This is a genomic window from Variovorax palleresanus, from assembly GCF_051144945.1.
In the GTDB taxonomy this organism is placed as follows: Bacteria; Pseudomonadota; Gammaproteobacteria; order Burkholderiales; family Burkholderiaceae_C; genus Variovorax; species Variovorax paradoxus_S.
Genome location: NZ_JBJNVP010000002.1, coordinates 2017501 through 2044033, shown reverse-complemented (window position 1 = coordinate 2044033; position 26533 = coordinate 2017501). Strand labels below are relative to the sequence as shown.

Below are 26533 nucleotides of genomic sequence, written 5' to 3'. Positions count from 1 at the left end.
TTGTTCTCCAAGATCCTGATTGCCAACCGCGGCGAGATTGCCGTGCGGCTGGTGCGCGCGCTGCGCGACCTGGGCATTGCCAGCGTGGCGGTGCATGCGCGCGACGACGCCTCCGCGCTGCACGTGCAGCTGGCCGATGCCGTGGTGGCGCTCGATGCAACGGGCCCGTCGGCCTATCTCGACATTGCGGCCTTGATCGCCATTGCGCGCGCGCAGGGCTGCGATGCGGTGCATCCCGGCTACGGTTTTTTGAGCGAACGCGCCGACTTCGCAGGGGCCTGTGCCGAGGCCGGCCTGGTGTTCATCGGCCCGACCCCCGATCAGCTGGCGCTGTTCGGCGACAAGGCGCGCGCACGCGCACTCGCCACGCAATGCGACGTTCCCGTGATGCCCGGCAGCGCCGGCGCAGTGACGCTCGCAGAGGCGCAGGCCTTCTTTGCCGAACAGCATGCCGAGGGCGCGGGCGTGATGATCAAGGCGATTGGCGGCGGCGGCGGGCGCGGCATGCGCGCGGTGCTCCAGGCGGGCGAGTTGCCCGAAGCGCATGCGCGCTGCATGTCCGAAGCCAAGGCGGCCTTCGGCGTCGAAGGCGTGTATGTCGAACGCCTGATGCGCAACGCGCGCCATATCGAAGTGCAGGTGCTGGGCGATGGGCAGGCCGTGGCCAGCCTCGGCGAGCGCGAGTGCACCTTGCAGCGGCGCTTCCAGAAACTGGTGGAAATCGCGCCCAGCCCTTCGCTGCCCGATGCGCTGCGCGCGCAGGTCACACAGGCCGCGCTGCGCATGGCAAAGGCCGTGGGCTATCGCGGCCTGGGTACTTTCGAATTCCTGGTCGATGCCGGGTCGCCCACGCTTCCCTTCGTCTTCATCGAGGCCAACCCGCGGCTGCAGGTCGAACACACGGTGACCGAAGCCGTGACCGGGCTCGACCTGGTGCAGCTGCAGATCGCGGTGGCCGCCGGCCAGCCGCTCCGTGCGCTCGGCGTGGACGCGGACCGCACTGCATCGCAGCGCGGCTTCGCGGTGCAGTGGCGCATCAATGCCGAGACGCTCGATACAGAGGGCAATGCGCGGCCTTCGGGTGGCGCACTGGGGCGCTTCGATCTGCCGGCGGGGCCGGGCGTGCGCGTCGACACGCATGGCTATGCGGGGCTTGCGCCTTCGCCGCACTACGACACCTTGCTCGCCAAGTTGATCGTGCATTCGCCATCGCCGCAGTTCGCCGATGCACTGCGCCGCTCGCTGCGCGCGCTGGACGAATGCCACATCGACGGGATTGCCACCAACCTTGCGTTGCTGCGTGCCATTGCGACGCGGCCCGAGTTTGCGAACCAGGCGGTGCACACCCGATTCGTGGAGGCGCATCTGGGCGATCTGCTGGCCTCGGCGGCGGCATTGGAAGAGAAGCGGCCGAAGAAGATCGCACCCGTTCCCGATGCCGCAAGCGCACGGGCGAGCGACGTTTCCGAAGACCTCGACAGCCTGACCGTCAAGGCGCCCATGCCCGCAAGGCTGGTGCAGTTCGAGGTGTCGGTGGGCGACGTGCTGCCAGCCGGTGCGCAGCTCGGCGTGCTCGAGGCGATGAAGATGGAGCACCTGCTGCATGCGCCCACCGCCGGCCGGGTGGTTGCGTTGCTGGCCGAGCCCGGCGACTACCTCGTCGAGGGCCAGTCGCTGGTGCGGCTGGAGCCCGTCGATGCAGAGGCGATTGAAGCCGAGGCCCGCGCCGAGCACGACCTGGACGTCATCCGTCCCGATCTGCAGAAGGTGATCGACCGCCATGCCTACACGCTCGATGCCAACCGCGGCGCGGCCGTGGCCAAGCGGCACGCGCAAGGCGGGCGAACCGCGCGCGAGAACATCGCCGACCTGTGCGACACCGGCTCGGACCCCGGCAACTTCATCGAGTACGGCGCGCTCGCCATTGCCGCGCAGACGCGGCGCCGCACGCTCGAAGACCTGATCGCCAACACGCCGGCCGACGGCATGGTGACGGGCCTCGGCAGCATCAACGCGAAGCAGTTCGGCCCCGAGGTGTCGCGCTGCGCGGTGCTGGCTTACGACTACACGGTGCTGGCCGGCACGCAGGGCATGCGCAACCACCACAAGACCGACCGGCTGCTGGCGGTGGCGCATCAGCTCAAGCTGCCGGTGGTGCTGTTTGCCGAGGGTGGCGGCGGGCGGCCGGGCGACACCGACATGCCCATCGTCGCGGGCCTCAACAACCACACCTTCAGCCAGTTCGCGGCGCTGTCGGGCAAGGTGCCGGTGGTGGGCATCGTGCATGGCCGCTGCTTCGCGGGCAACGCGGCGCTTTTGGGCTGCGCCGACGTGATCATCGCCACCAAGGGCAGCAACATCGGCATGAGCGGCCCCGCGATGATCGAGGGCGGCGGTCTCGGCAGCTTTGCGCCGGAGCAGATCGGGCCGAGCAGCGTGCAGTCGCGCAACGGCGTGATCGACATCCTCGTCGAAGACGAAGCTGCGGCGGTGGCTGCCGCAAGACAATACCTCTCGTACTTCCAGGGGGCGACCAGCGACTGGCAATGCGCCGATCCGCGCATGCTGCGCCACGTGGTGCCCGAGAACCGGCTGCGCGTGTACGACGTGCGCGCCGCGATGCGCGGCGTGGCCGACACGGGCTCGCTGCTCGAACTGCGTGCCGGCTTCGGTGCGGGCATCGTCACCGCGCTTGCGCGCATCGAGGGCAAGCCGGTGGGGCTGATGGCCAACAACCCGCATCACCTCGGCGGCGCCATCGACGTGGATGCCGCGGACAAGTCCGCGCGCTTCATGCAGCTGTGCAACGCGCACGGCTTGCCGATCGTCTCGCTGTGCGACACGCCCGGATTCATGGTGGGGCCGGAGATCGAGGCACAGGCCCAGGTTCGACACGTGTGCCGCATGTTCATGGTGGCTTCCCATCTGCGCGTGCCCTTCTTCGCCGTGGTGCTGCGCAAGGGCTATGGCCTGGGGGCGCAGGCCATGACGGCCGGCGGCTTCGATGCGCCGGTCTTCACGGTGGCCTGGCCCTCGGGCGAATTCGGTGCCATGGGGCTCGAAGGCGCGGTGCGGCTGGGCTATCGCAAGGAGCTTGCCGCGGTGGCCGAAGGTGCCGAGCGCGATGCGTTGTTCAAGAAGCTCGTGGCACAGCAATACGCCAACGGCGAGGCCATCCACATGGCGCAGACGCTGGAGATCGATGCGGTGATCGATCCTGCCGAAACGCGCACCTGGCTGGTGCGCGGACTCGCATCCGCAGTGCGTCCAATGCAGGCGCCCTTGCCTTATGTAGACACTTGGTAACGATGCACTAGACCTCGTCACATGCCAGGGCAAGGAGGCTCCGTAAACTGAGTCGCTTTGCGCATGAAACTGGGTTCGCATTGGCTTTCCGTTCTTCGCCAAGGGGTACTGCGGCACGGAGTGGCCGCGGTCGGTTTCTTGCTGCTGGCCGCTGCGGTGGCCGTGCAGGCCGTTCAGCCCACGGCGCGTCCGCGCCAGCCCGCCGAGGCGCAATGGGTGGCCGGATGGGCTGCCGCTCCGCTGGACTTCCGCGAGCTGAGTGCAAATCCGCTCTTTACGGCAGCGGCTCCCCGGCCCGGCGGTGACGCCTTTCGCGGGCAGACGGTGCGGCAGCAGTTCGAGCCCGCGCTGAGTGGCGAGCGCGTTCGCATCCGTTTCTCCAATCGGTTCGGCAAGACGCCCTTGCGCATTGCCGCGGCGAGCGTGGCGCGCAGCACGGGCGGTGGCGCCATCTCGCCGTCCACGGTGCGGGTGCTGCGCTTCGGCGGGCGTGGCAGCGTGGTCGTCGCACCGGGCGCGGAAATCTTCAGCGATGGTGTCGATCTGAAAGTCGAGGCCGGGCAGGCGGTGGTTGCGAGCGCCTTTTTCGATCGCGCCGTGCCTTTTGCGACCATTCACCTGCAGGCGCCCGACGCGAGCTGGGTGGCCAGCGGCAACGCCGTTGCCGCGGCCACGCTGCCGGATGCGGCGCCCTTGCCGCTGAATCACATCGTGACGGGCCTCGACGTGATGACCTCGCAGCTCACGCGCGCAGTGGTCGCGTTCGGCGACTCGATCACCGCGGGCGGCGGCGAGGGAGGCGACGGGTCGTACCCCGACCTGCTTGCAACGCGGCTGCGCAACAGTCCCGCGGCAGCGCAGCCGGTGTCGGTGCTCAACGCGGGCATCGGCGGCAACCGGCTGCTGGTCGACGGGATCGGCCCCAATGGCCTTTCGCGCTTTGCGCGCGATGCGCTGGGGCAGACGGGCGTGACGCACGTGATCGTGCTGCTCGGCACCAACGACATCGGCCGCAGCGTGTTCGTCGGCCTGCCGGGGCGGCCAACGCCCGAGCACGAGGTGGCGACCGCGGAGCGCATCACCGATGGCCTGCAGCAGTTGATCAAGCAGGCCCGTGCCAAGGGCGTGAAGATTCTGATCGGCACCGTGCCGCCGTTCAAGAACACACCCTATTGGGCGGAAACTTCCGAGGCCATGCGCGGCGAGGTCAACCGCTGGATCCGCAGCCGCCAGGACGTGGACGGCGTGATCGATTTCGATGCCATCCTGCGCAACCCCGCCGATCCGATGACGCTGAATCCCCTGTACGACAACGGCGACCACCTGCACCCCAACAAGGCGGGCCATGCCGCCATGGCCGCGGCCGTCGATCTTCGTGAATTGCAAGAGTGAGTGCCAACAAAGGTATTCATTCCTGCGAAACACCTCTACACAAAGTCCCGTCGAGTGCTTACAGGCGCTTCACATGGCGCCGGCAGCATGAAGGCTCCAACCACTCATGAGGGGACACCCATGAAAACAGTCGCAATCACTTTGGCCATCGGCGCAGCTTCGCTGCTTTCCGTGGGAGGCGCACTCACCCTGCCGACCACCGCGCATGCGCAGCGCCCAGTGATCGTCGAGACGCCGCCGCCGCCGCCGCGTTCGGAGCGCATGCCGCCCCCGCGCCGTGGCTACGTGTGGGCCCCGGGGCACTACGAATGGCGCAACGGAGAACACGTGTGGGTCCGGGGCTCGTGGGTGCGTGCCCGTCGGGGCTATGCCTACCGTCCGCCGGAATGGCGCGAACGCGACGGCCGTTGGGAATACCGCCGCGGCGAATGGGACCGTGACCGCGACGGAGTGCCGAATCGCTACGATCGCCGTCCGGACAACCCCAACCGCAACTGACCCCCCGGGGGCGCCGCGCTATCGGAACACGACCGTGCGGTGCCCGTTCAGCAGCACGCGGTGCTCGCTGTGCCACTTCACCGCGCGTGCGAGAACCTGGCTCTCGGTGTCGCGGCCGCGGGCCGTGAGGTCTTCGACCGTGTCGGTGTGGTCGGCGCGCGCCACGTCCTGTTCGATGATCGGGCCTTCGTCGAGGTCGGCCGTCACGTAGTGGGCGGTGGCGCCGATCAGCTTCACGCCGCGGTCATGGGCCTGGTAGTAGGGCTTGGCGCCCTTGAAGCTGGGCAGGAACGAGTGATGGATGTTGATCGCCCGTCCGGCCAGGCTCTTGCACAGGTCGTTGCTCAGGATCTGCATGTAGCGCGCCAGCACCACGAGCTCGGCGCCCTCGGCCTCGACGATTTCCAGTTGCCTGGCCTCGGCCTGCGCCTTGGTGGCCGCCGTCACGGGAATGTGGTGGAAGGGCACGTTGTAGCTGGCCGCCAACTGGTAGAAGTCGCGGTGGTTCGAGATGATGGCGCGCACGTCGATGGCGAGCAGGCCGCTCTTCCAGCGGAACAGCAGGTCGTTGAGGCAGTGGCCTTCCTTGCTGACCAGGATCACGGTCTTCATCGGTTCGGCCGCCGCGTGCAGTTGCAGGCTCATGCCGAAGCCGGCGCCAAAGGTGGCGAGCTGCTCGCGCAGCGCCGCCTCCGGGTGGTCGCTGCAGGCGAAGCGCACGCGCATGAAGAACAGGCCGGTGTCGTGGTCGTTGTACTGGGCGGCTTCCTCGATGTTGCCGCCGCGTTCGAGCAGGAAACCCGAAACGGCATGCACGATGCCCGTCCGGTCGGGGCAGGAGAGGGTCAGGATGTAGGCGGGCGTAGTGGTCGTCATCAGGGGCATGATTGTCGCAGGGGTGCCAGAATGCCGTTTTTTGGTGCGCGTTAAGCAGGAGAAATCATGGCTTATCAGGACTTCAACATGGGCAACCAGTGGTTGCCCTTCACCCCCAACCGCCACTTCCAGAAAGACCCGCGCGTCTTCGTGGCGGCCGACGGCATGGAGTTCACCACGCACGACGGCAAGAAGGTGATCGACGGCATCTCGTCGCTCTGGTGCGTGGGGGCGGGCCACAACCGCAAGCCGATCAACGAGGCGATCAAGAAGCAGCTCGACACGCTCGACTACGCCACCGCCTTCCAGGTCAGCAACGACAAGGCGTTCAAGGCGGCGGAGATGATCGCGTCGATGGCGCCGGGCGACCTCAACAAGGTGCTGTTCTGCAATTCGGGTTCGGAAGCGGCCGACACCTCGATGAAGGTGGCGCTGGCCTACCACCGCGCACGCGGGGAGGGCCATCGCAACGTGTTCATCGGGCGCGAGAAGGGCTACCACGGGGTGGGCTTCGGCGGCATGTCGGTGGGCGGCATTCCGGGCAACCGCAAGGTGTTCGGCTCGGCCTTTTTGCCGCGCGTGGACCACATGCGCTTCATCCACGATCCGGTGAACCACGCCTACGTCCACAACGAGGAGCCGGTGTGGGCCGAAGACCCGCTGGTCGAGCTCGAGACCCGCATCCTGCCGCTGCACGACCCGAGCAACATCGCCGCGATCATCGTCGAGCCGGTGGCCGGTTCGGCCGGCTGGTACCTGCCGCCCAAGGGCTACCTGCAGAAGCTGCGCGCCATCTGCGACAAGCACGGCATCCTGTTGATCTTCGACGAGGTCATTACCGGTTTCGGCCGCATGGGCACCAACTTTGCATCGGACTACTACGGCGTGGTGCCCGACATGCTGAACTTTGCCAAGTGCGTGACCAACGGCGTGATTCCGCTCGGCGGCGTGATCTGCCGCGACAAGCTGTACGACGCGATGATGAAGACCGACGCGCCCGAGCACGTGGTCGAGTTCTTCCATGGCTACACCTATTCGGGCCACCCGGTGGCCTGCGCCGCGGCCATTGCCACGCTCGACCTTTTCAAGCAGGAGAACCTGTTCGCTCGCGCGGGCGAAATGGGCAAGGTGCTGGGCGATGCCTTCCACAGTACCTTCAAGGGCCTGCCGAACGTGATCAGCATTCGCAGCCTGGGCCTTGCCGCGGCGGTGGAGCTCGCGCCCATTGCGGGCACGCCGGGCAAGCGCGCCTACGACATCTTTCTGGATTGCTTCCACAAGGGCGCGCTGGTGCGGCCCGCGGGCGACGTGCTGGTGATTGCGCCGCCCTACATCGTGGAGAAGCAGCACATCGACACGCTGGTCAACACGCTGGCGGATTCGATCAAGAAGCTCGCCTGAGCCGCTGCGCAGGAGGCTATTTGGTGCGCATGCTCGCGCAGTAGTCCTTCGGCGGCAGCGGGGGCGTGCGCCAGACGGCGTCGTAGGCGCCCTTGTTTTCTTCTTCATCGTCCGGTGATTCGCCGGCCTGCAGCCGTACGGCTTTCACGGACACATCCGTGGGCAGGTGCTGCGGCACGCCCAGCACCTTGGTGGCGTGGCCCGCGCCGCTGATCAGCAGCACCGTCTTGCCCGGCTGGCGCGCCTTGACGATGGCTTGCGCCATGGCGCGGTCGCGCCCCACCTGGATGCGCGTCATCGGCACGATCTGGGGCTCGGGCAAGAGCTTGCAGTGGCCCTCCCGCACGGCGTCCTGCTGCGCGGTGTAGGCCTCGCCGTTGAGTTGCACGTCGAGCGAGACGTCGGCCATGGCGTTCTTCATTCGCGCGCGTGGCAGGTTGGCTCCGATGACCGGTACGCCGGCGCGCACCGCGGCCATCACCACCGGACCGTAGCTTTGCCAGGGCCAGGCCTTGTCGTTCCAGCCGAGCGCGGCCTGCGCCTGCGCATCGGTGGCTGCGGTGTCGAGGCGGGCGGTGCTGTTGCCTTCCTCGGCCATTTCGAGCAGCAGCGCGGCCAGCTTGCCCTGGCCTGCCAGCGCTTCGACGGTTTCGCGTTCGATCGCGTGGTGCTCGGCGGCGTCGTGCTGCTCGCCGAGGATCAGTGCGTCCGCGGGCAGCAACGCCGCGGCGCGGCGCGCCACCGGCGCATTGGGGCCGTCGAAGAAGGCGGAGCAACCCGCCAGCGACGCAATGGCAATGGCTGCGGCAACGACCGCGAACAGGGGCAACAACGGCAAACGGGCGGCCTGCGCGGGGGAGGGTTGGCATCGCATCGCGCCATACTATGCGTTGGCGCTCGCACGCCGTGCCGTCCATTTCCGCTTTTTCCTGTGGTGTCTTTCCGTTTTTTGGTTCGCGTGCTGGCCACGCTGTTGCTGGCACTCGCCGCGGCGGAGCTTTGCCTCGCCCTGCGCACGCCGCTGCCATGGATGATCGGCCCGCTGCTTGCGGTTTCGCTGGCCTCGATCGCAGGTGCGCCCACCGCCAGCTTCACGCCGCTGCGCAATGCGGGCCAGTGGACCATCGGCACCGCGCTGGGCCTCTACTTCACGCCGCAGGTGGTTGCGCTGGTGGCCGGCGTCTGGTGGGCCATTGCGCTTGCCATTGCCTGGGCCTTGCTGCTCGGCTGGGGCTTCGGGCGCTGGCTGCACGGGCTGCACGCCAGGCGCATGCCGCATGTGCCGGCACGCTCCATGAGAGCGACGACTTACTTTGCCGGTGCCATTGGCGGTGCGTCGGAGATGACGCTGCTGTCCGAATCGGCCGGTGCACGCACCGATCTGGTGGCCGCGGCGCACAGCCTGCGCCTGGTGGTGGTGACCATCGCGATCCCGTTCGCCATGCAGTGGAGCGGCCTGCACGGGCTCGAAATCAACCCGCCCATGGTGCGCGAGGTGAATGCGGCCGGGCTCCTGCTGCTGGCGCTGGCCACGGGCATCGGCGGCCTCGCGATGCGGGCGCTGGGCCGCACCAACCCCTGGTTCATGGGACCACTGGTGGTGGCGATGGGCTTCACCATTGCGGGCCAGCCGCTTTCGGCCGTGCCCACCTGGATGTCGAACGCCGCGCAGCTCGTGATTGCCGTGAGCCTGGGCGTGCGCTTCAGCCGCGAGTTTCTGCACACGGCGCCGCGCTGGCTGGGGTCGGTGGCGCTGGGCACCGCCGCCATGCTGGTGCTGTGCGCAGGCGCCGCCTGGCTGCTGGCGTGGGCCACGGACCTGCATCCCGCCACGATGATCCTGGCCACCTCGCCCGGCGGCATTGCGGAAATGTCGATCACCGCCAAGGTGCTTCAGCTCGGCGTGCCGGTGGTGACGGCTTTTCAGGTGTGCCGGCTGGTGGCGGTGCTGCTGCTGGTAGGGCCGATGTACCGGTGGATCTACGGGCACAAATGAACGGCTGGGCCTGAAAAAGACGCAAAAAAAGCGCCCATTGGGCGCTTTTTGCAGTCGGCGGGGCGTATTTCAGTGCACGAGCACGGGCGTGTGGGCCAGCTCGGCATAGCCCTCGAGCGTGTCTTCGACCTCTTCCTGCGTGGGCGTGTTGAGCTGCCAGGCGGCAATCTGCTGCTGGAACAGTTCGGCCCAGGAACCGTCGAGGTAGACCTCCTTGCCGGAGCGCTTGTCGACGATTTCGAAGCCGTGGCGTTCCAGAACCGGCACATTGGGTTGCGCCGGTGTATCACTTTCGTTCGGCTGCACGTGCACGACGACGAAGGACTCCGAGTCATAGAGCATGTTCATTGCGGGGCCTGTGAGTATGTCGATAGCGTTCATGTGGCTTAGATAGCAATCAACGCGCCAGATTCAAGAAGGGTTGTCGCATTGCAGTCACAACGGTATTTCTTTACTCGATTTGTACGCTCAGCTGGCCGGGCCCGCGGGAAGGGTTTCGCGCAACTGCATGTCGGCGAAATCGCCGTTGGGCTGTGTCAGTTTCATCCGTACCGGTAGGTACCCCATTGCCGGCGCGAGCCAGATTTCGACCTTGTCGTCGAACTCGCGCCGCGGGTTGCGGGTGAGCTTGCGCACCGCGTAATCACCGGCCGGCACCGTCATCTGCTCTTCGCCTTCGATGTTGAACACCCACACCCCCGCTTCGCGCGGCCCGACTGTCTGGACGGAAATGCGGCTGCCGGCCGGATAGCGGGCCGGATCGCCGGCCAGCATGCCGCCCAGCTGCATCACCACGCTGAGCCGGTCTTGCGCGCCCGGAAGCAGCGGCACGCTCGGCGCGTTGTTACTGAACATCACCTGTCCCTGGTCGCGCAGGAAGTGCGAGGCCACCTCGCCCTTGCGGCTCTCGGAGAAGCGCGCCGGTTCGATGCCGGTGGCCCCGATCTGGCCGGTGCTGTGCTGGCTGCGAATGGTCTTGAACAGGAATTTGAGCGACAGCCGGGCGTCGTAGCTGCTGCCGTCCTGCAGCCAGACCAGGTCGCCGAAAACGCCCTGCATCGGCGAGGCGCCCTGCTGGCCGGTGACCGCGAAGGCCAATTTCACGGAACCCGGAATGCGCAGTGCTTCAGCTCCCACGACGTTGCCCGCCGTGGCGGAAGCGGCGCCCGCGGACTCGCCGGGCGTGCCGTTCTCCATGCCGGTGTTGGCCGTGCTGCCTGCGCCGCCCAGTGCAGCGCCTGCCGGAGCGCTTGCCGCCGGTTCAGGGGCGGTTGCCCCTGAATCGGCAGCGTTCTGTGCCATGAGATCGGGCGTTTGCGGCGGGTTCTGTTCCGAAACCTGGGGCGCCGGTGCCGGTGCCGGTGCCGGCTTGGGCGGGGACGGCTCGCGCGGTCGCCGCGGTTTTGCGGGCGGCGGTGGCTTGGCTTGGGCGGCGGGCGCCGCGGCAGCAGGCGCAGCCGGCATTTCCGCAGCCGGCGGCGCGATCACGATGGTCCGGGTAGTGAACTTGTTCGCGAGCGGCGAGGGCTCAGGTCCCATGGCGGCCGGCGCCAGCCCCAGCAGCAGCACATGAACCAGCGCCACCGCCAGCGTCAGCCCGGCCAGCACCCGCCACGAGGGGCGGCCGAGAGGGACGGTGGACGGCGGCAGAGGGGCGACGAGCGTCGGCATGGGGTGGTGGAGTGGGCGCCAGCGCGGAGGTTCACCAAGAGCACCTCGGTACACTGCCGCCCGTTCAACCAGTTTAGTGGGCGCGGCGCCGGCTCTCGTTTTCGCGCCGTGTCCTTTCTCACGCATTTGCCATCATGAAACTCGCCACCCTGAAGGACGGCTCGCGCGACGGCCAGCTCGTCGTCGTCTCGCGCGACCTCACGCTCGCCCACTACGCCACCGGCATCGCGAGCCGGCTGCAGCAGGTGCTGGACGACTGGGGCTTCATGGGCCCGCAGCTGCAGGACCTGTACGACGCCGTCAACACGGGCCGCGCGCGCCATTCCTTCCCGTTCGACCCCTCGATGTGCATGGCGCCCCTGCCGCGCGCCTACCAGTGGGCCGACGGCTCGGCCTACCTGAACCACGTCGAGCTGGTGCGCAAGGCGCGCAACGCCGAGGTGCCCGAGAGCTTCTACACCGACCCGCTGATGTACCAGGGCGGCAGCGACGACTTTCTCGGCCCGACCGACGACGTGGTCGTGCCCAGTGAAGCCATGGGCATCGACTTCGAGGCCGAGATCGCGGTGATCACCGGCGACGTGAAGATGGGCGCCACGCCCGACCAGGCGCTGGACGGCATCCGCCTGGTGATGCTGGCCAACGACGTGAGCCTGCGCAACCTGATTCCGGCCGAACTGGCCAAGGGCTTCGGCTTCTTCCAGAGCAAGCCGGCCACCGCCTTCAGCCCCGTGGCCGTGACGCTCGACGAGATCGGCGAAGCCTGGCAGGACGGCCGCGTCCACCTTACGCTGCAAAGCAGCTGGAACGGCCGCAAGGTCGGCATGTGCGACGCCGGGCCCGAGATGACCTTTCACTTCGGCCAGCTCATTGCCCACATCGCCAAGACGCGCAACGTGCGTGCCGGCAGCATCGTCGGCAGCGGCACCGTGAGCAACAAGGGCGTGGAAAGGAACGGCCAGATGGACTGGCCCAAGGGCTACTCGTGCATTGCCGAGAAGCGCTGCATCGAGACCATCCAGGGCGGCGAGCCGGTCACTGAATTCATGAAGTTCGGCGACACGATCCGCATCGAGATGAAGGGCCTGGACGGCCGTTCGCTGTTCGGCGCGATCGACCAGGAGATCGTGTCGACGAGCGGGCGGCCGAAGGTGGCGCCGGTGTCGCTGGTGAAGGCACCGGCCGAGGACGCCGGCGAAGACTGAAGCCTCCGCGCTTCGCGGGCATCGCGCCCGCCATGGCTATGATCCTCCCGCTGCCGCGACTCGGAATCATTCGCGAGCGGCAGTGCGTTCGGCGGCTGCTTCCGCAGTCGCCATTCAAATCAAGAAAAACGGGAGTTTTCAATGCGTTATTTGCCTATTGCCGCCGCCGTCGTTGCGGTCTCCGCCCTCGTCGGCTGCGAAACCATGAAGAACGCCGACACCGGCGCACTCACCCAGGCAGGCGGCTCGGCCTTCAAGGCCATGTCGCTGAGCGACGGCGAGATCGCCACGATGTCCGACCAGTCGTGCGCCGCCATGGACCAGAAGAACCAGATCGCGCCGGCCAGCAGCCGCTACGCCACGCGCCTGAACCAGGTCATCAAGCAGATGCCCACCACCGTGAACGGCAAGACCGCCAACTACAAGGTCTACGTGACCAAGGACGTGAATGCCTGGGCCATGGCCAATGGCTGCATCCGCGTGTACAGCGGCCTCATGGACCTGATGAACGACGACGAGCTGCGCGGCGTCATCGGCCACGAGATCGGCCACGTGGCGCTGGGCCATTCCAAGTCGCGCATGCAGACGGCCTACGCCGCCTCGGCTGTTCGCGGTCTGGCCGGCGCCGCCGGCGGCGTGGTGGCCCAGCTGTCGCAGTCGCAAGCCGGCGACCTGGGCGAAAAGTTCGTCAACGCGCAGTTCTCGCAAGCGAACGAAAGCGCGGCCGACAACTATTCCTTCGACCTGCTCACCGAACGCAAGCTCGAGCGCAAGGGGCTGGTCAGCGCGTTCGACAAGCTGGCCAAGCTCAGTGGCGGCGCCACCGGCAGCTCGCTCATGAGCTCGCATCCGCCATCGGCCGAGCGTTCGGCCCGCATGCAGAAGCGCCTGGACGCTGCCAAGTAAGGCGAAGCGCTACGGCGCTTCCTGTGTCACGCGCAGCAGCAGTTCCTTCTGCGTGCGTATTCCGAGCCGGCGGAACGCCCGGTACTGGTGGGTGCGCACCGTGGTTAGCTCGATGCCCACGTCGCGCGCCACCTGCTTGGCGGTCTTGCCGGCCAGCAGGTGGCCGATGACCTCGCGTTCGCGCAGGCTCAGGGTCAAGAGGCCCGAGGCGAGGGCGGGCGCCACCGCTTCGCGCGTGCCCACCGCGCTGCGGCCATGGGCCAGGGTGGCATCGGCCAGCAGCGTGGCATGGCCTTCGATCGCCGCGAATTCGGCGGCATCGAATTCGGGCTGCGCGAGGCTGCGGTAGAAGCTCACGGCCACGCGTTGGCCGGCCGGCGTCAACAGCAGCACCGACGCACGTTCCCGGATGCCCACGTCCCCATAGCAGGCGGCCCGGTAGGCGGGGTCGGCCACTTCGTCGGCGCGCTGGTGGCCCAGCCAGAGTTGCGAGCGCTTGGGCAGCTTGCGCGATGCGAGCCATGTCATGTTGGGATCGAGCAGGTCGAAGCGCTGCGCCACGTAGCGCTCGGTCGTGCGTTCGGCCGTGGTGCCGTAGCTGCTGGCGGCCGACACCGCCTCGATGCGGCCGGTGGCATCGACCGCGAACACGGTGCAGAAGGTCACGGGCATCACGCGGTGCATGGCCGCGAGGCAGCTGGCCGCCAGATGCGGCGTGGCGACACCTGCCAGCACGTCGCCGACGATGGCCGCGGACAACACGGTGCCCGCGGTGGGTTGAATGCGCCAGCGTCTCATGGGAGCAGATAAGCCAAGGGTAATTACTTCGTACGAAGTTATGACAGTGGCCGGCACCGCACATCGGGACAATCCCGCTGCATGACGAACCTCACCATTGCGGTCGCCGCGGCGGCACCCGGCACGCGCGCCGCCGATGCCGCGACAGGCCCCGTGCCGCCAATGGCCAGCGCCAGCGAACTGCCGCCCTCCGTCGGCGCCTTTCAGTACACGCGCTACAAGCCGTGGACGCCGCCGCTGGAGCACGACGGCGTGGAGCCCGGCCGCCACCCCGTGGTGATCGCGGGCGGCGGACCCGTCGGGATGGCGCTCGCGCTGGGGCTCGCAAACCACGGCGTGCGCTGCGTGGTGCTCGAAGCCGACGACACGGTGTGCGTGGGCAGCCGCGCGGCCTGCATCTCGCGCCGCAGCCTCGAGATCATGGAACGGCTGGACGTGCTGCCGGCCTTCATGGCCAAGGGGCTGCCGTGGACCGGCGGTCGCAGCTTCTACAAGACGTCCGAGGTTTTTCGGTTCGAGATGCCGCACGATGAGCGCCAGAAGCTGCCGCCGATGATCAACCTCGAGCAGTACTACATCGAGCAGTACCTGCTGGAAGAGATCTTCCGCCGCAACGAAAAGGCGCCGGGGCTCATCGACATCCGCTGGGGTACCGAACTCACCGGCATCGTGCAGGATGAAGACGGCGTGACGCTCGACGTGCGCAACCCCGAGGGCGCCTATCGGCTGCAGGGCCAGTGGCTCGCGGCCTGCGACGGCGGCCAGAGCTTCGTGCGCAAGGCGCTGGGGCTCGCGCTCGAGGGCACGGGCTACGAAGGCCGCTACGTGATCATCGACATCGAGCTGCACAGCACGCACCCGACCGAGCGCCGCGCGTGGTTCGATCCGCCGTGGAACCCCGGCTCGACCGTGCTGATGCACCGCCAGCCCGACGACATCTGGCGCATCGACTACCAGTTGCGCGCCGGCCAAAGCACCGAGGAAGCGCTGCAGCCGGCCGCGGTGGCCGAGTTCGTGCAGCGCCATCTCGACGCCATCGGCGAAGGCCACCTGCCCTGGAAGACGGTGTGGACCTCGGTCTACCGCGCGGGCGCGATGACGCTCGGGAGTTACCGGCATGGCCGCGTTCTCTTCGCCGGCAATGCGGCCCACGCGATGCCGATCTTCGGCGTGCGCGGCCTCAATTCGGGCTTCGACGATGCGGACAACCTGGCCTGGAAGCTGGCCTTCGTGGCGCGCGGCCTGTCGGATGCGGCGCTGCTCGATTCGTACTCGCAAGAGCGCATCGCGGCCTTTCACGTGAATGCCGAGAACGCGATGCGCAGCACCGAGTTCATGTCGCCGCCTTCGCGTGGCTTCGATCTGCTGCGCGAGGCCGCGCTTTCGTTGTCGGAATCGCATCGCGGCATTGCGCAACTGATCAATCCCCGCCAGACGCAGGCCGTGCGCTACGAGGATTCGGCGCTGTCCAGCGAAGGCGATGCACTGCCGTCGGGGCCGCTGCCCGGCGAGGTCGTGGCCGAGCAGCAGCTCGAGCGCGGCCACCTGAGCGACTGGATCGGCCCGGTCTTTACGTTGCTGGTGCTGCAGCCCGGAGCCGATGCCGTCCCGCTGCCGGACGGCGAGGTGGCGCAAGCGTGCGGCGGCGCCCTGCCATTCGCGGTTCGCACCATTGCAAGCCCGGGCGTCGAGGGTGCGGATGCGCATGCCGGCCCGTCTGTGTTCGAGGCGCTGGGCGCAACCGATGGGGCCGTCTATCTGCTGCGCCCGGATGGACACGTGGCCGCGCGCTGGCAGCGCCTTCTGCCGCGTGGCGCGTTGTCGGATGCGCTGGCGCGCGCCGCCGTTGCGACCAAGGAGATTGCCGCATGACGACATCGCTTCACCCCGACGCGCGAGACCGTCTGTATGCCGAGTGCGCGCGCGCCATCAGCGAAGCCGGCGCAGAGCGCGAATCGCTGTTCCTCGCGCGGCTCGCGCTGCTGCTTTTCGAGCAGGTCGGCGACGAGGCGCGCTGCCGCCGCGCTCTGGCCGACGCGCTGCATGCGCTGCCCGTACCATCGCTGTCCGCAGCAGAAATACTACAAACCGGAGACTGATCGACATGGACCGCCGCACACTTCTTGCCACGCTCGCTTCGGGCGCCGCCGTGGCCGCCACGCCCTTCGCACGCGCGCAGGACTATCCCTCGCAGATCATCAAGTGGGTGGTGCCGTATCCCGCGGGCGGCGGCACCGACGTGATCGCGCGCACGCTGGCCGAGGCCATGCGCCAGACGCTGGGCCAGCAGATCGTCGTGGACAACCGGCCCGGCGCTTCCACCAACATCGGCGCCGACCTGGTCGCCAAGAGCAAGCCCGACGGCTACACCGTGATGTCGGCCGACAACGCCGTGCTGGCCTTCAACGAGCACCTGTTCGGCAAGCTGCCGTTCAACCCCGAGAAAGACTTCACCTACATCGGCGCCATCGGCAAGTTTCCGCTCGCGCTGGTGGTCCACCCGGATTTCCCGGCCAAGAACTTCAAGGAGTTCCTGGCCTACGTGAAGGCCAATCCCGGCAAGGTCAACTATGCCTCGCCGGGCAACGGCTCGCCGCATCACCTGGCCATGGAAATGTTCAAGGTGCGCACCGGCACCTTCATCACCCACATTCCGTACCGAGGCGCGGCGCCCGCGATGGCCGACGTCATGGGCGGCCAGGTGCCGTGCATGTTCCTCGACCTGGCCTCGGGCCTGTCGATCATGCAGGCCAACAAGGTCCGCGTGCTCGCCATCGGCTCGGGCGCCCGCAGCAAGCTGCTGCCCAACGTGCCCACGCTGGCGGAAGTGGGGGTACCCAATACCGAGGTGTTCGCGTTCCAGGGCGTGCTCGGCCCGGCCGGCCTCCCGCCTGCGGTGGTAACCAAGCTCAACGCCGACCTGAACCGCGCTTTCGGCACGCCGGCCGTGCAGAAGCGCTTCGACGATTTCGGCATGGAAGCAATGCCCGGCACGCCGGCCCAGTTCGCGGCGCTGTCGCGCGCCGAGTCGCAGCGCTGGGGCCCCATCATCAAGCAGGCCGGCGTCAAGCTGGACTGAAGTTGCGCGAGGCCGGGGAGCGGCGAGCTATTTCTTCTCGTCGAAGACCTGGTCGTCGCGCTCCAGCACACCGTTCTCGTCCCAGCTGCGCTCGCGGGTTACGCGGCCCTTGGTATCGAAGATCGACTCGGCCAGCAGCGTTCCTTTCTCGCTGAAGCGCTGGTGCTTGCCAATGGGCATTTGCCGGCCGCGGCCCACGACCAGGAAGCGGCCATAGGCGGCGCGCTGGCCGCTGTCGTAAAACTCGGTGATCTCGACCGTGCGCGAATCGCCCGAACCGCGGTAGACGGACTTGCTGCGAAGCTGGCCGTTGAGGTGATAGCTGTCGTCGCTGATGGGTTCGCCCGCGGGGTTCCAGCGCTGGTCGCGGATGAGCGCGCCCTTTTCGGAGAACTCCTGCTCGCGTTGCCGCACCGCAGTGCGCTCGACCAGCCGCCACACCGTTTCGCGGCGCTTCACGCCCTCGGATGAAAACTGGCGCTCGGTGCGCTGGTTGCCGACGATCTCGTCCTGCACCGAGGGCTTGCCGTTGTCGTAGAAGTTCTGCGACCGCACGCGCTTGCCCGCCAGGTACGAGAGCCGCGAGCGCAGGATGCCGCGCTCGTCGAAAAGCTCGACTTGCGAAGGCCCGCCAGTGAACCCGCACAGCCCCGCGTCGTCTGCCACCGGCGCGAGCATCGGCTTTTCGCCGCAGCGCAGCGCCGACATCTGGCCGCGCTCGGTGAACTCGACGAAGGCACGGTCGGTTCCGACATCGGGATAGAAGGTGACGCGGCGCAGCCGGCCGCCGGGGTAGAAGCTGCGCACCAGCCCGCGCTCGCGGCCGTCGTCGTAGACGGCCTCGCGCACGACCTGCCCGTTGGGCGCGAACTCACGTGCGAGGCCGTGGATGTTGCCCTTGGCATTGAGCGTGTGCTCCTTGGCCAGCTTGCCTTTTTCATAAAAGCGGGCCAAGCCCATGAAGACGCCGTTCTGCAGTTGCTGCTCGCGCTGGAGTTCGCCGGTGCCGCGTTCCTTGCAGCGCATGAGCCCCGTCTTGCCCCCGACGCTGCTGGCGTCTGTCGGATTGACGCTGCGGCCGTTGAGCTCGCAGTCGAGCGCGGCGTGAGCAACGCCGGCCGCAAGAAAACAGAGCGCGGCAGTTGCAATGCGAGGCACGACGACGCGAGCTCGCGCAGAAGCTGCGAGCCGGCTGGAGGCGGCCCGGCGCAGAGGGTTCATTTGTCGTAGATCGCCGCAAGGGAGCGAAAGCCCTTGACCTCGATGGGGTTGCCGAAAGGGTCGCAGAAGAACATGGTCCATTGCTCGCCCGGCTGGCCTTCGAAGCGCACTTGCGGGGCAAGCACGAAGTCCGTGTTGGCAGCCTTCAGCCGCTGGGCGAGTGCTTCCCAGTCAGGGAGTGCGAGCACGATGCCGAAATGAGGCATGGGCACCATTGCGTCGCCGACCCGGCCGGTGCGCGTGGTGGCGAACGGTTCGCCCAGATGCAGCGAGATCTGGTGGCCGAAGAAGTCGAAATCGACCCAGGTATCGGTACTGCGGCCTTCGGCGCAGCCGAGGACGCCGCCATAGAAGCGGCGGGCCACGTCGAGATCGCGGACGTGAAAGGCAAGATGGAAGATGCTCTGCATGGTTCCGGATTATGGGCAGCGGTGCTGTGAGAATGCCGGACTTTCTTTCATCGTGGAGCAAGCCTTGCGGATACTCCGGGCCCTGATTGCGCCGTGGCGCAATATCGATTTGAAGGCGCCTATGCGCCCCTCGCTTTTTTCACGCCTGCCGCGCCTTGCGCTGGCCGGCGTCTGTTCTGTTTTTGCCCTGGCAGCGCATGCCGCCTGCCCGCCGTCGGCCATTGCCAGTCTTGGAAAGCCGGGTGCGGCAGTGGGCCAATGGAACGCCGCCGATCGCGGCCTGCTGTGGCGCGCCGAAAGGGACGGCCGGACCGCCTGGCTCTATGGAACCATTCATCTCGGCCGCGCCGAATGGGTACGGCCCGGTCCCACCGTGCAGAAGGCGCTGGAGCAGAGCGACGCGCTGGCGCTCGAACTCGACACGCGCGACCAGGCCGCGATGCGCGCCCTGACCCAGCCGGCGGATCCGGCCGTGGTGGCGCGGTTGCTCAGCGGCGAGCGCGCGCAGCGCCTGGCCCGCCAGAGAGAGGCGGCCTGCGTGTCGCCCGAGACCACGGCCGGGCTGCAACCCATCCTGCAGGTGATGGCGCTGACCGGCCTGGTGGCCCGCGTCGACGGCCTGTATCCGGAGTTCGGCGCGGACGAGGCGCTGGCCGTCTCCGCGCGCAACAACGGCAAGCCGGTGTTCGCGCTGGAAAGTGCTGCGGCGCAACTGAAGATGCTGACCGGCGATTCCGAAGCCGAGGAGGCGGAGCAGATCGACGCCGCCCTCGACGAACTGGAGTCGGGCCAGCTGCGCACGCAGATGAAAGAGCTGGCCGACGTCTGGGCCCGCGGCGACGCCGACAAGCTCGCCCGCTACCCCGAGTGGTGCAACTGCCTCAACACGCCGGCCGAGCGGCGGCTGATGAAGCGCCTGCTCGACGACCGCAATCCGGGGCTGGCGGACGGCATCGAACGCATGCACGCGGGCGGCAAGCGCGTCTTTGCCGCCGTGGGTGCCTTGCACATGGTCGGGCCGGAGGGACTGCCCGCGCTGCTGGCGGCGCGTGGATTCACCGTCTCGGCGGTGCCGCTCGCCGCGCAGCCGCCGGTCGCGGTGCCGACGGCGCCTGCGCCCAAGGCGGCCGCGCGGGGCGGCCGCAATGCCAAGGGTTCCACCGCAAGGAGCGGTGCCAGGACGGCGGGCAATGCCAAGCCGGCGCAGCGCAGCACGACGCCGACACCCAAGAGCAAACAGCGCCGATAATCTCATTTGCCATGCACCTGCTGCGAAACCACCCCCGCTTCCTCGGCCTCGTCGGCCGATGGGCGCTGCTGTGGTTCATGCTCTCGCTTGGCGTGGCGGTGGCATCGCCCATCGTGCATCCGCAGGCCATGGAACTGGTGTGCTCGAGCGCCGGTTCGATCAAGGCGGTGGTGCAGACCGATGACGGCGTGCAGGAAGTGGGCGCCTCGCACATGGACTGTCCGCTGTGCCTGCTGACCGGCGCACCGCCTCCGTCGCCGGCCGCCGCGGCCTTCGATCTGCCCTTGCCGCTGGGCCGCGTGCTCCAGTCGATTCCCGCCGCGCGACTTGCCGCGGCCACCGCCGCGCCGCTGCCTGCGCGCGGACCCCCGGCCTTCTCCTGAAACTGCCAAAACCGTAGCCGCACGTGCCCCGATCCGAGGGGCGCTGCGGCCTGTCCGGCTTGAAGTTCGTGGAGCAGGTTCCCAATGAAAAAGCATTCCCGCGCCTTGGCGATCGCCATGGCATTTCCCCTTGGCGCGCCCGTGTGGGCGCAAAACGCGCCTGACCCGTCGGAGGACGGCGGCGGCCCGCGCACCTTGAGCACCGTCACCGTCAGTGACGGCCGCCCGACCTCGCTGCCGACGCAGATCCCGACCACCATCGAGGGCGTGACGCACGAGCAGATCGTCGAAACGGTCAATGCGACCGACAGCGAAGACGCGCTCAAGTACCTGCCGAGCCTTGTGGTGCGCAAGCGCTACATCGGCGATTTCAACCACGCCGTGCTTGCCACGCGCGCCTCGGGCACGGGCAACAGTGCCCGCTCGATGGTGTACGCCGACGGCATCATGCTGTCGAACCCGCTGGGCAACGGCGCCACCTACGCGCCGCGCTGGGGCATGGTGTCGCCCGAAGAAATCGAACGGGTCGACGTGCTCTACGGTCCGTTTTCGGCCGCCTACCCGGGCAACTCGGTCGGCGCCGTGGTCGACTACGTGACGCGCATGCCCACCAAGCTCGAAGCGCACGTCAAGCTCAGCGGCTTTGCCTCGAACTTCGACCTGTACAACAGCCACTCGTCGCCCGCGGGCCAGCAGCTCGACCTGTCACTGGGCAGCCGCAGCGGCGACTGGTCATGGTGGCTCAGTGCCTCGCGCACCCACAGCAAGGGGCAGGCGCTGGTGTTCGGCAACCGGCTGGTGAGCGTCGGCACCTTGGGCAATGCGGGCACGCCGGTCACCGGTGCGGTGCTGGGGCTGAACCCGTCGAACCAACCCTGGTGGCTGGTGGGCGGCTCCACCATCTACGACACCACGCAGGAGCAGGCCAAGCTGAAGGTGGCCTACGACTTTTCGTCCACCGTTCGCGCCACCTACACGCTGGGCGCCTGGAACAACACCACGCATGGCAGCGTCGACACCTACCTGCGCGACGGCCTCGGCCGGCCCGTGTATTCGGGGCGGGTGAATATCGCCGGGCGCACCTACAACCTGGATTCGCCGAGCGCCGCGCTGGCGCCGACGGAGACGGCGCTCACGCACTATATGCATGGCCTCTCGGTGAAGAGCCACACCGGCGGCGTGTTCGACTGGGAGGTGGCCGCGAGCCTGTTCGACTATTCGAGAGACACCTCGCGCACGCCGACCACGCCCTTGCCCGGCGCCTTCAACGGCGGCCCCGGGCGCACCACCGACATGAGCGGCTCGGGCTGGCACACCTTCAAGGCGGCAGGCACGTGGCGGCCCACCGGCTCGGCCGAGGGCGTGGGCGCACACGTGGTCGACTTCGGTTTCCAGCAGGACACGGCGCGCCTGCGCACCAGCGTCGGCAACACGCTCGATTGGATCGGCGGACCGGCCGTGACGCCGTTCTCCGCCTTCAATGGCAACACGCGGCTCCAGTCGCTCTACGTGCAGGACACCTGGCGTTTTGCCAGGAACTGGAAGACCACGCTGGGCCTGCGCCACGAGCGATGGGAAGCCTATGGCGGCCAGCTCGGCAACGCGACCAGGCTGCTGGATTTTGCGCCGCGCAAGAACAGCTACGACTCGCCGAAGGCCGCCATCGCCTGGCAGGCTACGCAGGATTGGTTGTTCAAGGCCTCGACCGGCCGCGCGGTGCGCATGCCGACCGTGAGCGAGCTCTACCAGGGCTCGATCGACGGCAGCCGCATCGTCAACACGAATCCGAATTTGCGGCCGGAGCGTTCGTGGACCACGGAACTCAGCGCCGAGCGCGATCTGAAAACATGGGGGCTCGACGGCGTCCTCCGCACCACGCTCTTCTTCGAAAACACCAAGGACGCGCTCTACAGCCAGGCACTCACCAACCTGGCGAGCACGGTGCAGAACGTCGATGCCATCCGCACGCGGGGGCTGGAGGTGGCGTTGAACGCGGTCGATGTGGGCGCGAAGGGGTTGGACTTGAGCGGCAGCCTCACGCTGACGCGATCGAAGATCGCCGCCAACAGCGGCTTTCCCGCCAGCGTGGGCCACGAACAGCCGCGCGTGCCCAAGGTGCGGGCCACGCTGCTCGCCACCTATCGGCCGGACGCCAGATGGAGCTACACGGTCGGCGCACGCTACAGCGGCAAGCAATACGGCACGCTGGACAACAGCGACACGAACGGCGCCGCGTATATGGGCTTTTCGAAGTTCTTCGTGGTCGATGCGCGCATACGCTATCGCATCGACCGGCAATGGAGCGCGGCCGTGGGCATCGACAACCTGAACAACAACAAGTACTGGGCCTTCCATCCCTACACGCAACGCACCTACGTGGCCGAACTCAAGTTCGACCTCTGACCTTCTTTCTCTCTTTTCACCGCTTTCTCCAAGGAGTTCCAGATGAACCACCCGCGCATCACCCTCAAGACCGTTGCCGCATGCGCCATGCTGGCGGGCACCGCAACCGCGTTCGCCCACGTCACCCTGCCGCGCGGCGGCGTCACCGTCGGCAGTGACTACGACGCCGCCTTCCGCGTGGGCCATGCCTGCGAAGGCGCCAAGGCCACCACCGGCCTGGCCGTTCGCCTGCCCAAGGGCTTCATCCTGAGCGACGCGCAGGCGCGCAAGGGCTGGAAGCTCGACGTGCAGAAGAATGCCGGCGACGGCGAAGTTCGCTGGACCGCGGAAAGCCCGCAAACGGCGCTGCCTGCCAGCGAACGCGCCGAATTCGTGTTGCGCGGCAAGGTGCCCGGCACGCCGGGGCCGCTGTGGTTCAAGGTGCTGCAGACCTGCGACGTGGGCCGCATCGACTGGGCCGAGGTGCCGGCGTCGGGCACCTCGACTGCGGGGCTCAAGACCCCTGCCGCCAGGCTCGACGTGGTGGCGCAGGGCGTGGCCACGGTCGACGTGCGCGATGCCTGGGTGCGCCAGTCGGTCCCGGGCCAGAGCGGCACCGGCGCCTTCATGAAGCTCACCGCACCCACCGGCACCAAGCTGGTCGGCATCTCGACGCCGGCCGCCGGCGTGGCCGAAGTGCACGAGATGAAGATGGAAGGCGACACCATGAAGATGCGCGAGTTGCCGGCCGGGTTGGAGTTGCCCGCGGGCCAGACCGTCGAGCTCAAGCCGGGTGGCTACCACGTGATGATGATGGACCTGAAGCAGGCGCTGGCCAAGGGTTCGACCGTGCCGATGACGCTCCGGTTCGAGGACGCGAAGGGCCAGAAAACCTCGCTCGACCTGAAGCTGCCGGTGGGCGCGCCGGAAGGAGCCGACGCGGCCGCGCCGGCTGCCCATCAGCACAAGCACTGACCTGCCGCCCCCAAGCAGCGGGATTCGGCCTCTCGCGCGCTACAGCAGCTGGTCCGGCGCCAGCGGGCCGAACAGCTTGAGCATCAGGCGCAGGGTCAGGCTGGCGTCGGGCTCCGTGGAGGTGTCTTTCAAGCCGCTGCCTTCGGGCGCTCGCCAGACCAGCGAGCCGTCGTTCAGCTCGACGCGCCACGAGCCTTCGCGCATGCCGCGCTCGATCTGCTCGGACGCCGAGCGGGAGAGTTCGGCGCTTCGCACGAGCAGGGCGATTTCGGTGTTCTGCAGTTGCGAACGCAGGTCGAGGTTCATCGAGCCGACCACCAGCAGCCGGCCGTCCATCACCAGCACCTTCGAGTGCAGCATGGAGCGCGATGCGCCGATGCTGCCGTCGCCCGATGAGCCGAAGGCGTTGCTGACACTGGCCTGTTCGCTGCGCAGTTCGTAGAGTTCGACGCCGATCTTGAGCAGATCCTGGCGGTGGCGCGAATAGCCGACATGCGCCACCGGCGCGTCGTTCGACGCCAGCGAGTTGGTCAGCACGCGGATGCGAACCCCCCGGCCCCGGGCCGCCGCAAAGGCTTGCTTCATGTCCGGGCCGGGCACGAAATAGGGCGAGATGACGAGCAGGTCGCTGTTCGCCTGTCCGATCAGTTGCAACAGGCCTTCCACCACCGTGTCGCTGCCGGCGGCGAGGTCGGAGCTGGCCTCGAGCGATGCGGCCCGGCGTGACGGGTTGGCCCTGTCGTTGGGTTGGCTCACCACCAGGCCCGGTGCCTTCTCCTGGTTCGGCCCCTTGTCGGCGGGAATCTTGCCGGGCTGGTCGGCGAGCATCACCGCGGGCGCCCAGACGAAGCGGGCGGTGCGCAGATCCAGGGGCTTTTCGTCCCATGCCCGGGTCAACTGCGCCGCCGTTGGGGCGGCGCCGGGCTTGGGGTCGCCTTCCGTGGGCGTCGGCGTCTGGGGTGTCGGTGGTGGCGCGTTCAAGGACCGGGCCGATTCATCGGCCAGTTCCCGGTCGACCCGTTCCGCACGTTCGCGGATGGCCTGCAGCTCTTCGCGCTTGACCAGCGACTGCACGGGGTAGGCGCGCTCGTTGTTCCAGTAGCTGTCGAAACTGCGCGACAGGTCCTGCACGATCGGGCCGGCCGCCAGGATGTCCAGATCGATGAAATTGCCCTTCAGCGCATTGCCGAAGTAGGCGTCGCCCAGGTTGCGGCCGCCGGTCACGCCCAGCACGTTGTCGGCGAGGAAGAGCTTGTTGTGCATCCGCTGCTGGATCCGCGAGGCATCGCCGATCGAGTTGAAGAGTCGTGCCAACGAAGACCCACGCGCGCCGGCAAGCGGGTTGAACAGGCGCATCTCGATGTTGGGTACGAACGCGAGGCCCAGCACCAGCGCATCGCGGCCGGTGCTGTGAAAATCGTCGAGCAGGATCCGCACGCGCACGCCGCGCCCGGCCGCCGCCCGGATCCCCCGCAACAGCCGGCCGGTACTGGCGTCGGCGTGGATCGCGTAGTACTGCAGGTCCAGCGTCTTCTGGGCGCCTTCGATCAATGCGAGCCGGCTGCCGTAGGCGGCGGGAGGCCCGCCGAGCAGCAGGAAGCCGGATTCGAATCGCGCCCCATCGGCCTTGCGGCGCTGCTGGACCAAGGCCTCCAGGGCGGTGCCGTTGGGCGACGGAATTGCGACCGATACCGGGCGGTCGACCTGCTCGGGCAATTGCGCGCAAGCGCCCTGCAGAACAATGGCCAGGAGTGCAACGGACCGGCCGAAGAGCGCGTAGATGGAAGGCATGCGGCGTTCCCGGAGCTTTGAAGCCGCATATATAGCCTAGTCGGCGCTGTCCGCACGTGGGACGGCGGGAGAGTCCGCTGCAGAACTAATGCACTAACGCCCGGCGGACAATTCCTCCTGGCGCTCCAGCGCGGCCAGCAATTCGTCGTCGATCTGGGCGTGGCGCTGGCTCAGTTCGGCCGCGCGTGAGGCGTCGGTGGCATAGATCGCCCCGCCGTCGAGCTCGAGCATTTCGGTGATGCGCTTCTGCTCGGCTTCCAGTGCCTCGATCTGCGCCGGAAGCGCCTCGAGCTCGCGCTGTTCCTTGTAGCTGAGCTTCTTGCGCGCGGCCGCGGGACGGGCGGCGGCTGCGGGTTCGGCCGCGGCAGGTGTCGGAGCCGGCGCTGGCGACGGGGGAGGGCTGGCGGCTTGCCGTTGTTCCGCGATCTCGCGCGCGCGCTTCGACTGGATCAGCCAGTCCTGCACGCTGCCTTCATATTCGCGCCAATGGCCATCGCCTTCGAACGCGATCGTGCTGGTCACCACGTTGTCCAGGAAGGTCCGGTCGTGGCTGACCAGGAAAACCGTTCCGTCGTAGTCCTGCAGCAGGCCTTCCAGCAGCTCGAGGGTGTCGATATCCAGGTCGTTGGTCGGTTCGTCCAGCACCAGCACGTTGGCCGGACGGGCGAACAGGCGGGCCAGCAGCAGCCGGTTGCGTTCGCCGCCGCTGAGCGAGCGCACCGGAGAATTGGCGCGCGCGGGGGAAAAGAGAAAGTCGGAGAGATAGCTCTTCACGTGCTTGCGCTGGCTGCCGATCTCGATCCATTCGCTACCGGGGCTGATGAAGTCTTCCAGCGTGGCGTCCAGGTCGAGCTTGTCGCGCATCTGGTCGAAATACGCCACCTGCAGGTTGGTGCCGCGGCGGATCTTGCCGCTGTCCGGTTCGAGTTCGCCCAGGATGAGCTTGAGCAGCGTGGTCTTGCCCGCACCGTTGGGGCCCAGCAGGCCGACCTTG

Annotated in this window: 23 protein-coding genes (1 of these 23 cut by a window edge); 14 read left to right on the top strand and 9 right to left on the bottom strand. The window is 67.8% G+C overall.

What is annotated here, in order from left to right; all coding sequences use genetic code 11:
* From ACJ7Z0_RS13445 to ACJ7Z0_RS13435, 3 genes are all read left to right on the top strand, one after another.
* Positions 1 to 3306, top strand: a complete 3306-nt coding sequence (locus ACJ7Z0_RS13445; RefSeq protein WP_434790245.1) for a carboxyl transferase domain-containing protein — start codon at positions 1 to 3, stop codon at positions 3304 to 3306.
* A 63-nt stretch (positions 3307 to 3369) separates the two neighbouring features.
* Entirely contained in the window at positions 3370 to 4698 is a 1329-nt protein-coding gene (locus ACJ7Z0_RS13440; protein WP_434790244.1) for a GDSL-type esterase/lipase family protein, read from the top strand.
* 120 nt (positions 4699 to 4818) lie between these two features.
* Positions 4819 to 5196, top strand: coding sequence for a YXWGXW repeat-containing protein (locus tag ACJ7Z0_RS13435; protein ID WP_434790243.1), 378 nt, complete (start codon positions 4819 to 4821; stop codon positions 5194 to 5196).
* Between the two features lie 18 nt (positions 5197 to 5214).
* On the opposite strand, the gene purU is transcribed toward ACJ7Z0_RS13435, so the two are convergent.
* Positions 5215 to 6072, bottom strand: a complete 858-nt coding sequence (gene purU, locus ACJ7Z0_RS13430; RefSeq protein ID WP_431127081.1) for a formyltetrahydrofolate deformylase — start codon at positions 6070 to 6072, stop codon at positions 5215 to 5217.
* 66 nt (positions 6073 to 6138) lie between these two features.
* On the opposite strand from purU, the gene aptA reads away from it, so the two are divergent.
* Positions 6139 to 7473, top strand: a complete 1335-nt coding sequence (gene aptA / locus ACJ7Z0_RS13425; RefSeq protein WP_434790242.1) for an omega-aminotransferase AptA — start codon at positions 6139 to 6141, stop codon at positions 7471 to 7473.
* A 16-nt stretch (positions 7474 to 7489) separates the two neighbouring features.
* Here the strand turns inward: aptA and ACJ7Z0_RS13420 are convergent, their stop codons facing one another.
* Positions 7490 to 8347, bottom strand: a complete 858-nt coding sequence (locus ACJ7Z0_RS13420; protein ID WP_434790241.1) for a ChaN family lipoprotein — start codon at positions 8345 to 8347, stop codon at positions 7490 to 7492.
* Positions 8348 to 8407: 60 nt separating this feature from the next.
* Here ACJ7Z0_RS13420 and ACJ7Z0_RS13415 point away from each other — a divergent pair, with 60 nt between their 5' ends.
* On the top strand, positions 8408 to 9469 hold the full coding sequence (locus ACJ7Z0_RS13415; protein ID WP_434790240.1) for an AbrB family transcriptional regulator: 1062 nt from the start codon (positions 8408 to 8410) through the stop codon (positions 9467 to 9469).
* A gap of 69 nt (positions 9470 to 9538) precedes the next feature.
* On the opposite strand, the gene ACJ7Z0_RS13410 is transcribed toward ACJ7Z0_RS13415, so the two are convergent.
* On the bottom strand, positions 9539 to 9817 hold the full coding sequence (locus ACJ7Z0_RS13410) for a BTH_I0359 family protein (protein ID WP_165442149.1): 279 nt from the start codon (positions 9815 to 9817) through the stop codon (positions 9539 to 9541).
* Between the two features lie 120 nt (positions 9818 to 9937).
* On the bottom strand, positions 9938 to 11140 hold the full coding sequence (locus ACJ7Z0_RS13405) for a DUF3108 domain-containing protein (RefSeq protein ID WP_434790239.1): 1203 nt from the start codon (positions 11138 to 11140) through the stop codon (positions 9938 to 9940).
* 134 nt (positions 11141 to 11274) lie between these two features.
* Here ACJ7Z0_RS13405 and ACJ7Z0_RS13400 point away from each other — a divergent pair, with 134 nt between their 5' ends.
* A complete protein-coding gene (locus ACJ7Z0_RS13400) occupies positions 11275 to 12345 on the top strand; it encodes a fumarylacetoacetate hydrolase family protein (RefSeq protein WP_434790238.1) in 1071 nt (356 codons plus the stop codon).
* A 141-nt stretch (positions 12346 to 12486) separates the two neighbouring features.
* Positions 12487 to 13251 carry a metalloprotease LoiP gene (gene loiP, locus ACJ7Z0_RS13395; RefSeq protein ID WP_434790237.1) on the top strand — a complete coding sequence of 255 codons (765 nt, stop codon included), beginning with the start codon at positions 12487 to 12489 and terminating at the stop codon, positions 13249 to 13251.
* 9 nt (positions 13252 to 13260) lie between these two features.
* Here the strand turns inward: loiP and ACJ7Z0_RS13390 are convergent, their stop codons facing one another.
* Positions 13261 to 14049 (bottom strand): helix-turn-helix transcriptional regulator, encoded by a 789-nt coding sequence (locus ACJ7Z0_RS13390; protein WP_434790236.1) that lies wholly within the window; start codon positions 14047 to 14049, stop codon positions 13261 to 13263.
* An 81-nt stretch (positions 14050 to 14130) separates the two neighbouring features.
* Here ACJ7Z0_RS13390 and ACJ7Z0_RS13385 point away from each other — a divergent pair, with 81 nt between their 5' ends.
* From ACJ7Z0_RS13385 to ACJ7Z0_RS13375, 3 genes are read left to right on the top strand one after another with little or no spacing between them, the layout of a single operon-like run.
* Positions 14131 to 15921 carry an FAD-dependent monooxygenase gene (locus ACJ7Z0_RS13385; protein ID WP_434790235.1) on the top strand — a complete coding sequence of 597 codons (1791 nt, stop codon included), beginning with the start codon at positions 14131 to 14133 and terminating at the stop codon, positions 15919 to 15921.
* Complete coding sequence (locus ACJ7Z0_RS13380) at positions 15918 to 16148, top strand: hypothetical protein (RefSeq protein ID WP_434790234.1); 231 nt, start codon at positions 15918 to 15920, stop codon at positions 16146 to 16148. Before ACJ7Z0_RS13385 ends, ACJ7Z0_RS13380 begins: the two co-directional genes overlap by 4 nt.
* A 5-nt stretch (positions 16149 to 16153) precedes the next feature.
* Entirely contained in the window at positions 16154 to 17128 is a 975-nt protein-coding gene (locus ACJ7Z0_RS13375; protein ID WP_434790233.1) for a Bug family tripartite tricarboxylate transporter substrate binding protein, read from the top strand.
* A 27-nt stretch (positions 17129 to 17155) separates the two neighbouring features.
* On the opposite strand, the gene ACJ7Z0_RS13370 is transcribed toward ACJ7Z0_RS13375, so the two are convergent.
* Together ACJ7Z0_RS13370 and ACJ7Z0_RS13365 are read right to left on the bottom strand one after the other, a co-directional pair.
* Positions 17156 to 18349, bottom strand: coding sequence for a toxin-antitoxin system YwqK family antitoxin (locus tag ACJ7Z0_RS13370; protein WP_434790232.1), 1194 nt, complete (start codon positions 18347 to 18349; stop codon positions 17156 to 17158).
* Positions 18346 to 18759 carry a VOC family protein gene (locus ACJ7Z0_RS13365; RefSeq protein WP_431127112.1) on the bottom strand — a complete coding sequence of 138 codons (414 nt, stop codon included), beginning with the start codon at positions 18757 to 18759 and terminating at the stop codon, positions 18346 to 18348. The genes ACJ7Z0_RS13370 and ACJ7Z0_RS13365 overlap by 4 nt, the downstream gene beginning before the upstream one ends.
* A 121-nt stretch (positions 18760 to 18880) precedes the next feature.
* Here ACJ7Z0_RS13365 and ACJ7Z0_RS13360 point away from each other — a divergent pair, with 121 nt between their 5' ends.
* The 4 genes from ACJ7Z0_RS13360 to ACJ7Z0_RS13345 all read left to right on the top strand — a co-directional run bounded on the left by ACJ7Z0_RS13360 (position 18881) and on the right by ACJ7Z0_RS13345 (position 23748).
* Positions 18881 to 20008: a TraB/GumN family protein gene (locus tag ACJ7Z0_RS13360; RefSeq protein WP_434790231.1), complete on the top strand. Its 1128-nt coding sequence runs from the start codon at positions 18881 to 18883 to the stop codon at positions 20006 to 20008.
* Between the two features lie 11 nt (positions 20009 to 20019).
* Complete coding sequence (locus ACJ7Z0_RS13355) at positions 20020 to 20391, top strand: DUF2946 family protein (protein ID WP_434790230.1); 372 nt, start codon at positions 20020 to 20022, stop codon at positions 20389 to 20391.
* A 117-nt stretch (positions 20392 to 20508) separates the two neighbouring features.
* Entirely contained in the window at positions 20509 to 22794 is a 2286-nt protein-coding gene (locus tag ACJ7Z0_RS13350; RefSeq protein WP_434790229.1) for a TonB-dependent receptor, read from the top strand.
* Between the two features lie 42 nt (positions 22795 to 22836).
* Positions 22837 to 23748, top strand: coding sequence for a copper chaperone PCu(A)C domain-containing protein (locus ACJ7Z0_RS13345; RefSeq protein WP_434790228.1), 912 nt, complete (start codon positions 22837 to 22839; stop codon positions 23746 to 23748).
* 39 nt (positions 23749 to 23787) lie between these two features.
* Here ACJ7Z0_RS13345 and ACJ7Z0_RS13340 read toward each other — a convergent pair whose 3' ends face one another.
* Complete coding sequence (locus ACJ7Z0_RS13340; protein ID WP_434790227.1) at positions 23788 to 25539, bottom strand: phospholipase D family protein; 1752 nt, start codon at positions 25537 to 25539, stop codon at positions 23788 to 23790.
* A 93-nt stretch (positions 25540 to 25632) separates the two neighbouring features.
* Positions 25633 to 26533: the 3' portion of an ATP-binding cassette domain-containing protein gene (locus tag ACJ7Z0_RS13335; protein ID WP_434790226.1), read on the bottom strand. Its footprint extends 1007 nt past the window's final position; 901 of the gene's 1908 nt are visible here — the last part of the coding sequence; the start codon falls outside the window, past its right edge; its stop codon occupies positions 25633 to 25635.

Coding starts and splice junctions, on each gene's coding strand:
- ACJ7Z0_RS13370 (WP_434790232.1), bottom strand. CDS start 18,349: ATGAACCCTCTGCGCCGGGCCGCCTCCAGCCGGCTCGCAGCTTCTGCG.
- ACJ7Z0_RS13405 (WP_434790239.1), bottom strand. CDS start 11,140: ATGCCGACGCTCGTCGCCCCTCTGCCGCCGTCCACCGTCCCTCTCGGC.
- ACJ7Z0_RS13345 (WP_434790228.1), top strand. CDS start 22,837: ATGAACCACCCGCGCATCACCCTCAAGACCGTTGCCGCATGCGCCATG.
- ACJ7Z0_RS13355 (WP_434790230.1), top strand. CDS start 20,020: ATGCACCTGCTGCGAAACCACCCCCGCTTCCTCGGCCTCGTCGGCCGA.
- ACJ7Z0_RS13420 (WP_434790241.1), bottom strand. CDS start 8,347: ATGCGATGCCAACCCTCCCCCGCGCAGGCCGCCCGTTTGCCGTTGTTG.
- ACJ7Z0_RS13360 (WP_434790231.1), top strand. CDS start 18,881: ATGCGCCCCTCGCTTTTTTCACGCCTGCCGCGCCTTGCGCTGGCCGGC.
- ACJ7Z0_RS13350 (WP_434790229.1), top strand. CDS start 20,509: ATGGCATTTCCCCTTGGCGCGCCCGTGTGGGCGCAAAACGCGCCTGAC.
- ACJ7Z0_RS13385 (WP_434790235.1), top strand. CDS start 14,131: ATGACGAACCTCACCATTGCGGTCGCCGCGGCGGCACCCGGCACGCGC.
- ACJ7Z0_RS13400 (WP_434790238.1), top strand. CDS start 11,275: ATGAAACTCGCCACCCTGAAGGACGGCTCGCGCGACGGCCAGCTCGTC.
- ACJ7Z0_RS13375 (WP_434790233.1), top strand. CDS start 16,154: ATGGACCGCCGCACACTTCTTGCCACGCTCGCTTCGGGCGCCGCCGTG.
- ACJ7Z0_RS13365 (WP_431127112.1), bottom strand. CDS start 18,759: ATGCAGAGCATCTTCCATCTTGCCTTTCACGTCCGCGATCTCGACGTG.
- ACJ7Z0_RS13410 (WP_165442149.1), bottom strand. CDS start 9,817: ATGAACATGCTCTATGACTCGGAGTCCTTCGTCGTCGTGCACGTGCAG.
- ACJ7Z0_RS13380 (WP_434790234.1), top strand. CDS start 15,918: ATGACGACATCGCTTCACCCCGACGCGCGAGACCGTCTGTATGCCGAG.
- ACJ7Z0_RS13390 (WP_434790236.1), bottom strand. CDS start 14,049: ATGAGACGCTGGCGCATTCAACCCACCGCGGGCACCGTGTTGTCCGCG.
- aptA (WP_434790242.1), top strand. CDS start 6,139: ATGGCTTATCAGGACTTCAACATGGGCAACCAGTGGTTGCCCTTCACC.
- ACJ7Z0_RS13435 (WP_434790243.1), top strand. CDS start 4,819: ATGAAAACAGTCGCAATCACTTTGGCCATCGGCGCAGCTTCGCTGCTT.
- purU (WP_431127081.1), bottom strand. CDS start 6,072: ATGACGACCACTACGCCCGCCTACATCCTGACCCTCTCCTGCCCCGAC.
- loiP (WP_434790237.1), top strand. CDS start 12,487: ATGCGTTATTTGCCTATTGCCGCCGCCGTCGTTGCGGTCTCCGCCCTC.
- ACJ7Z0_RS13440 (WP_434790244.1), top strand. CDS start 3,370: ATGAAACTGGGTTCGCATTGGCTTTCCGTTCTTCGCCAAGGGGTACTG.
- ACJ7Z0_RS13340 (WP_434790227.1), bottom strand. CDS start 25,539: ATGCCTTCCATCTACGCGCTCTTCGGCCGGTCCGTTGCACTCCTGGCC.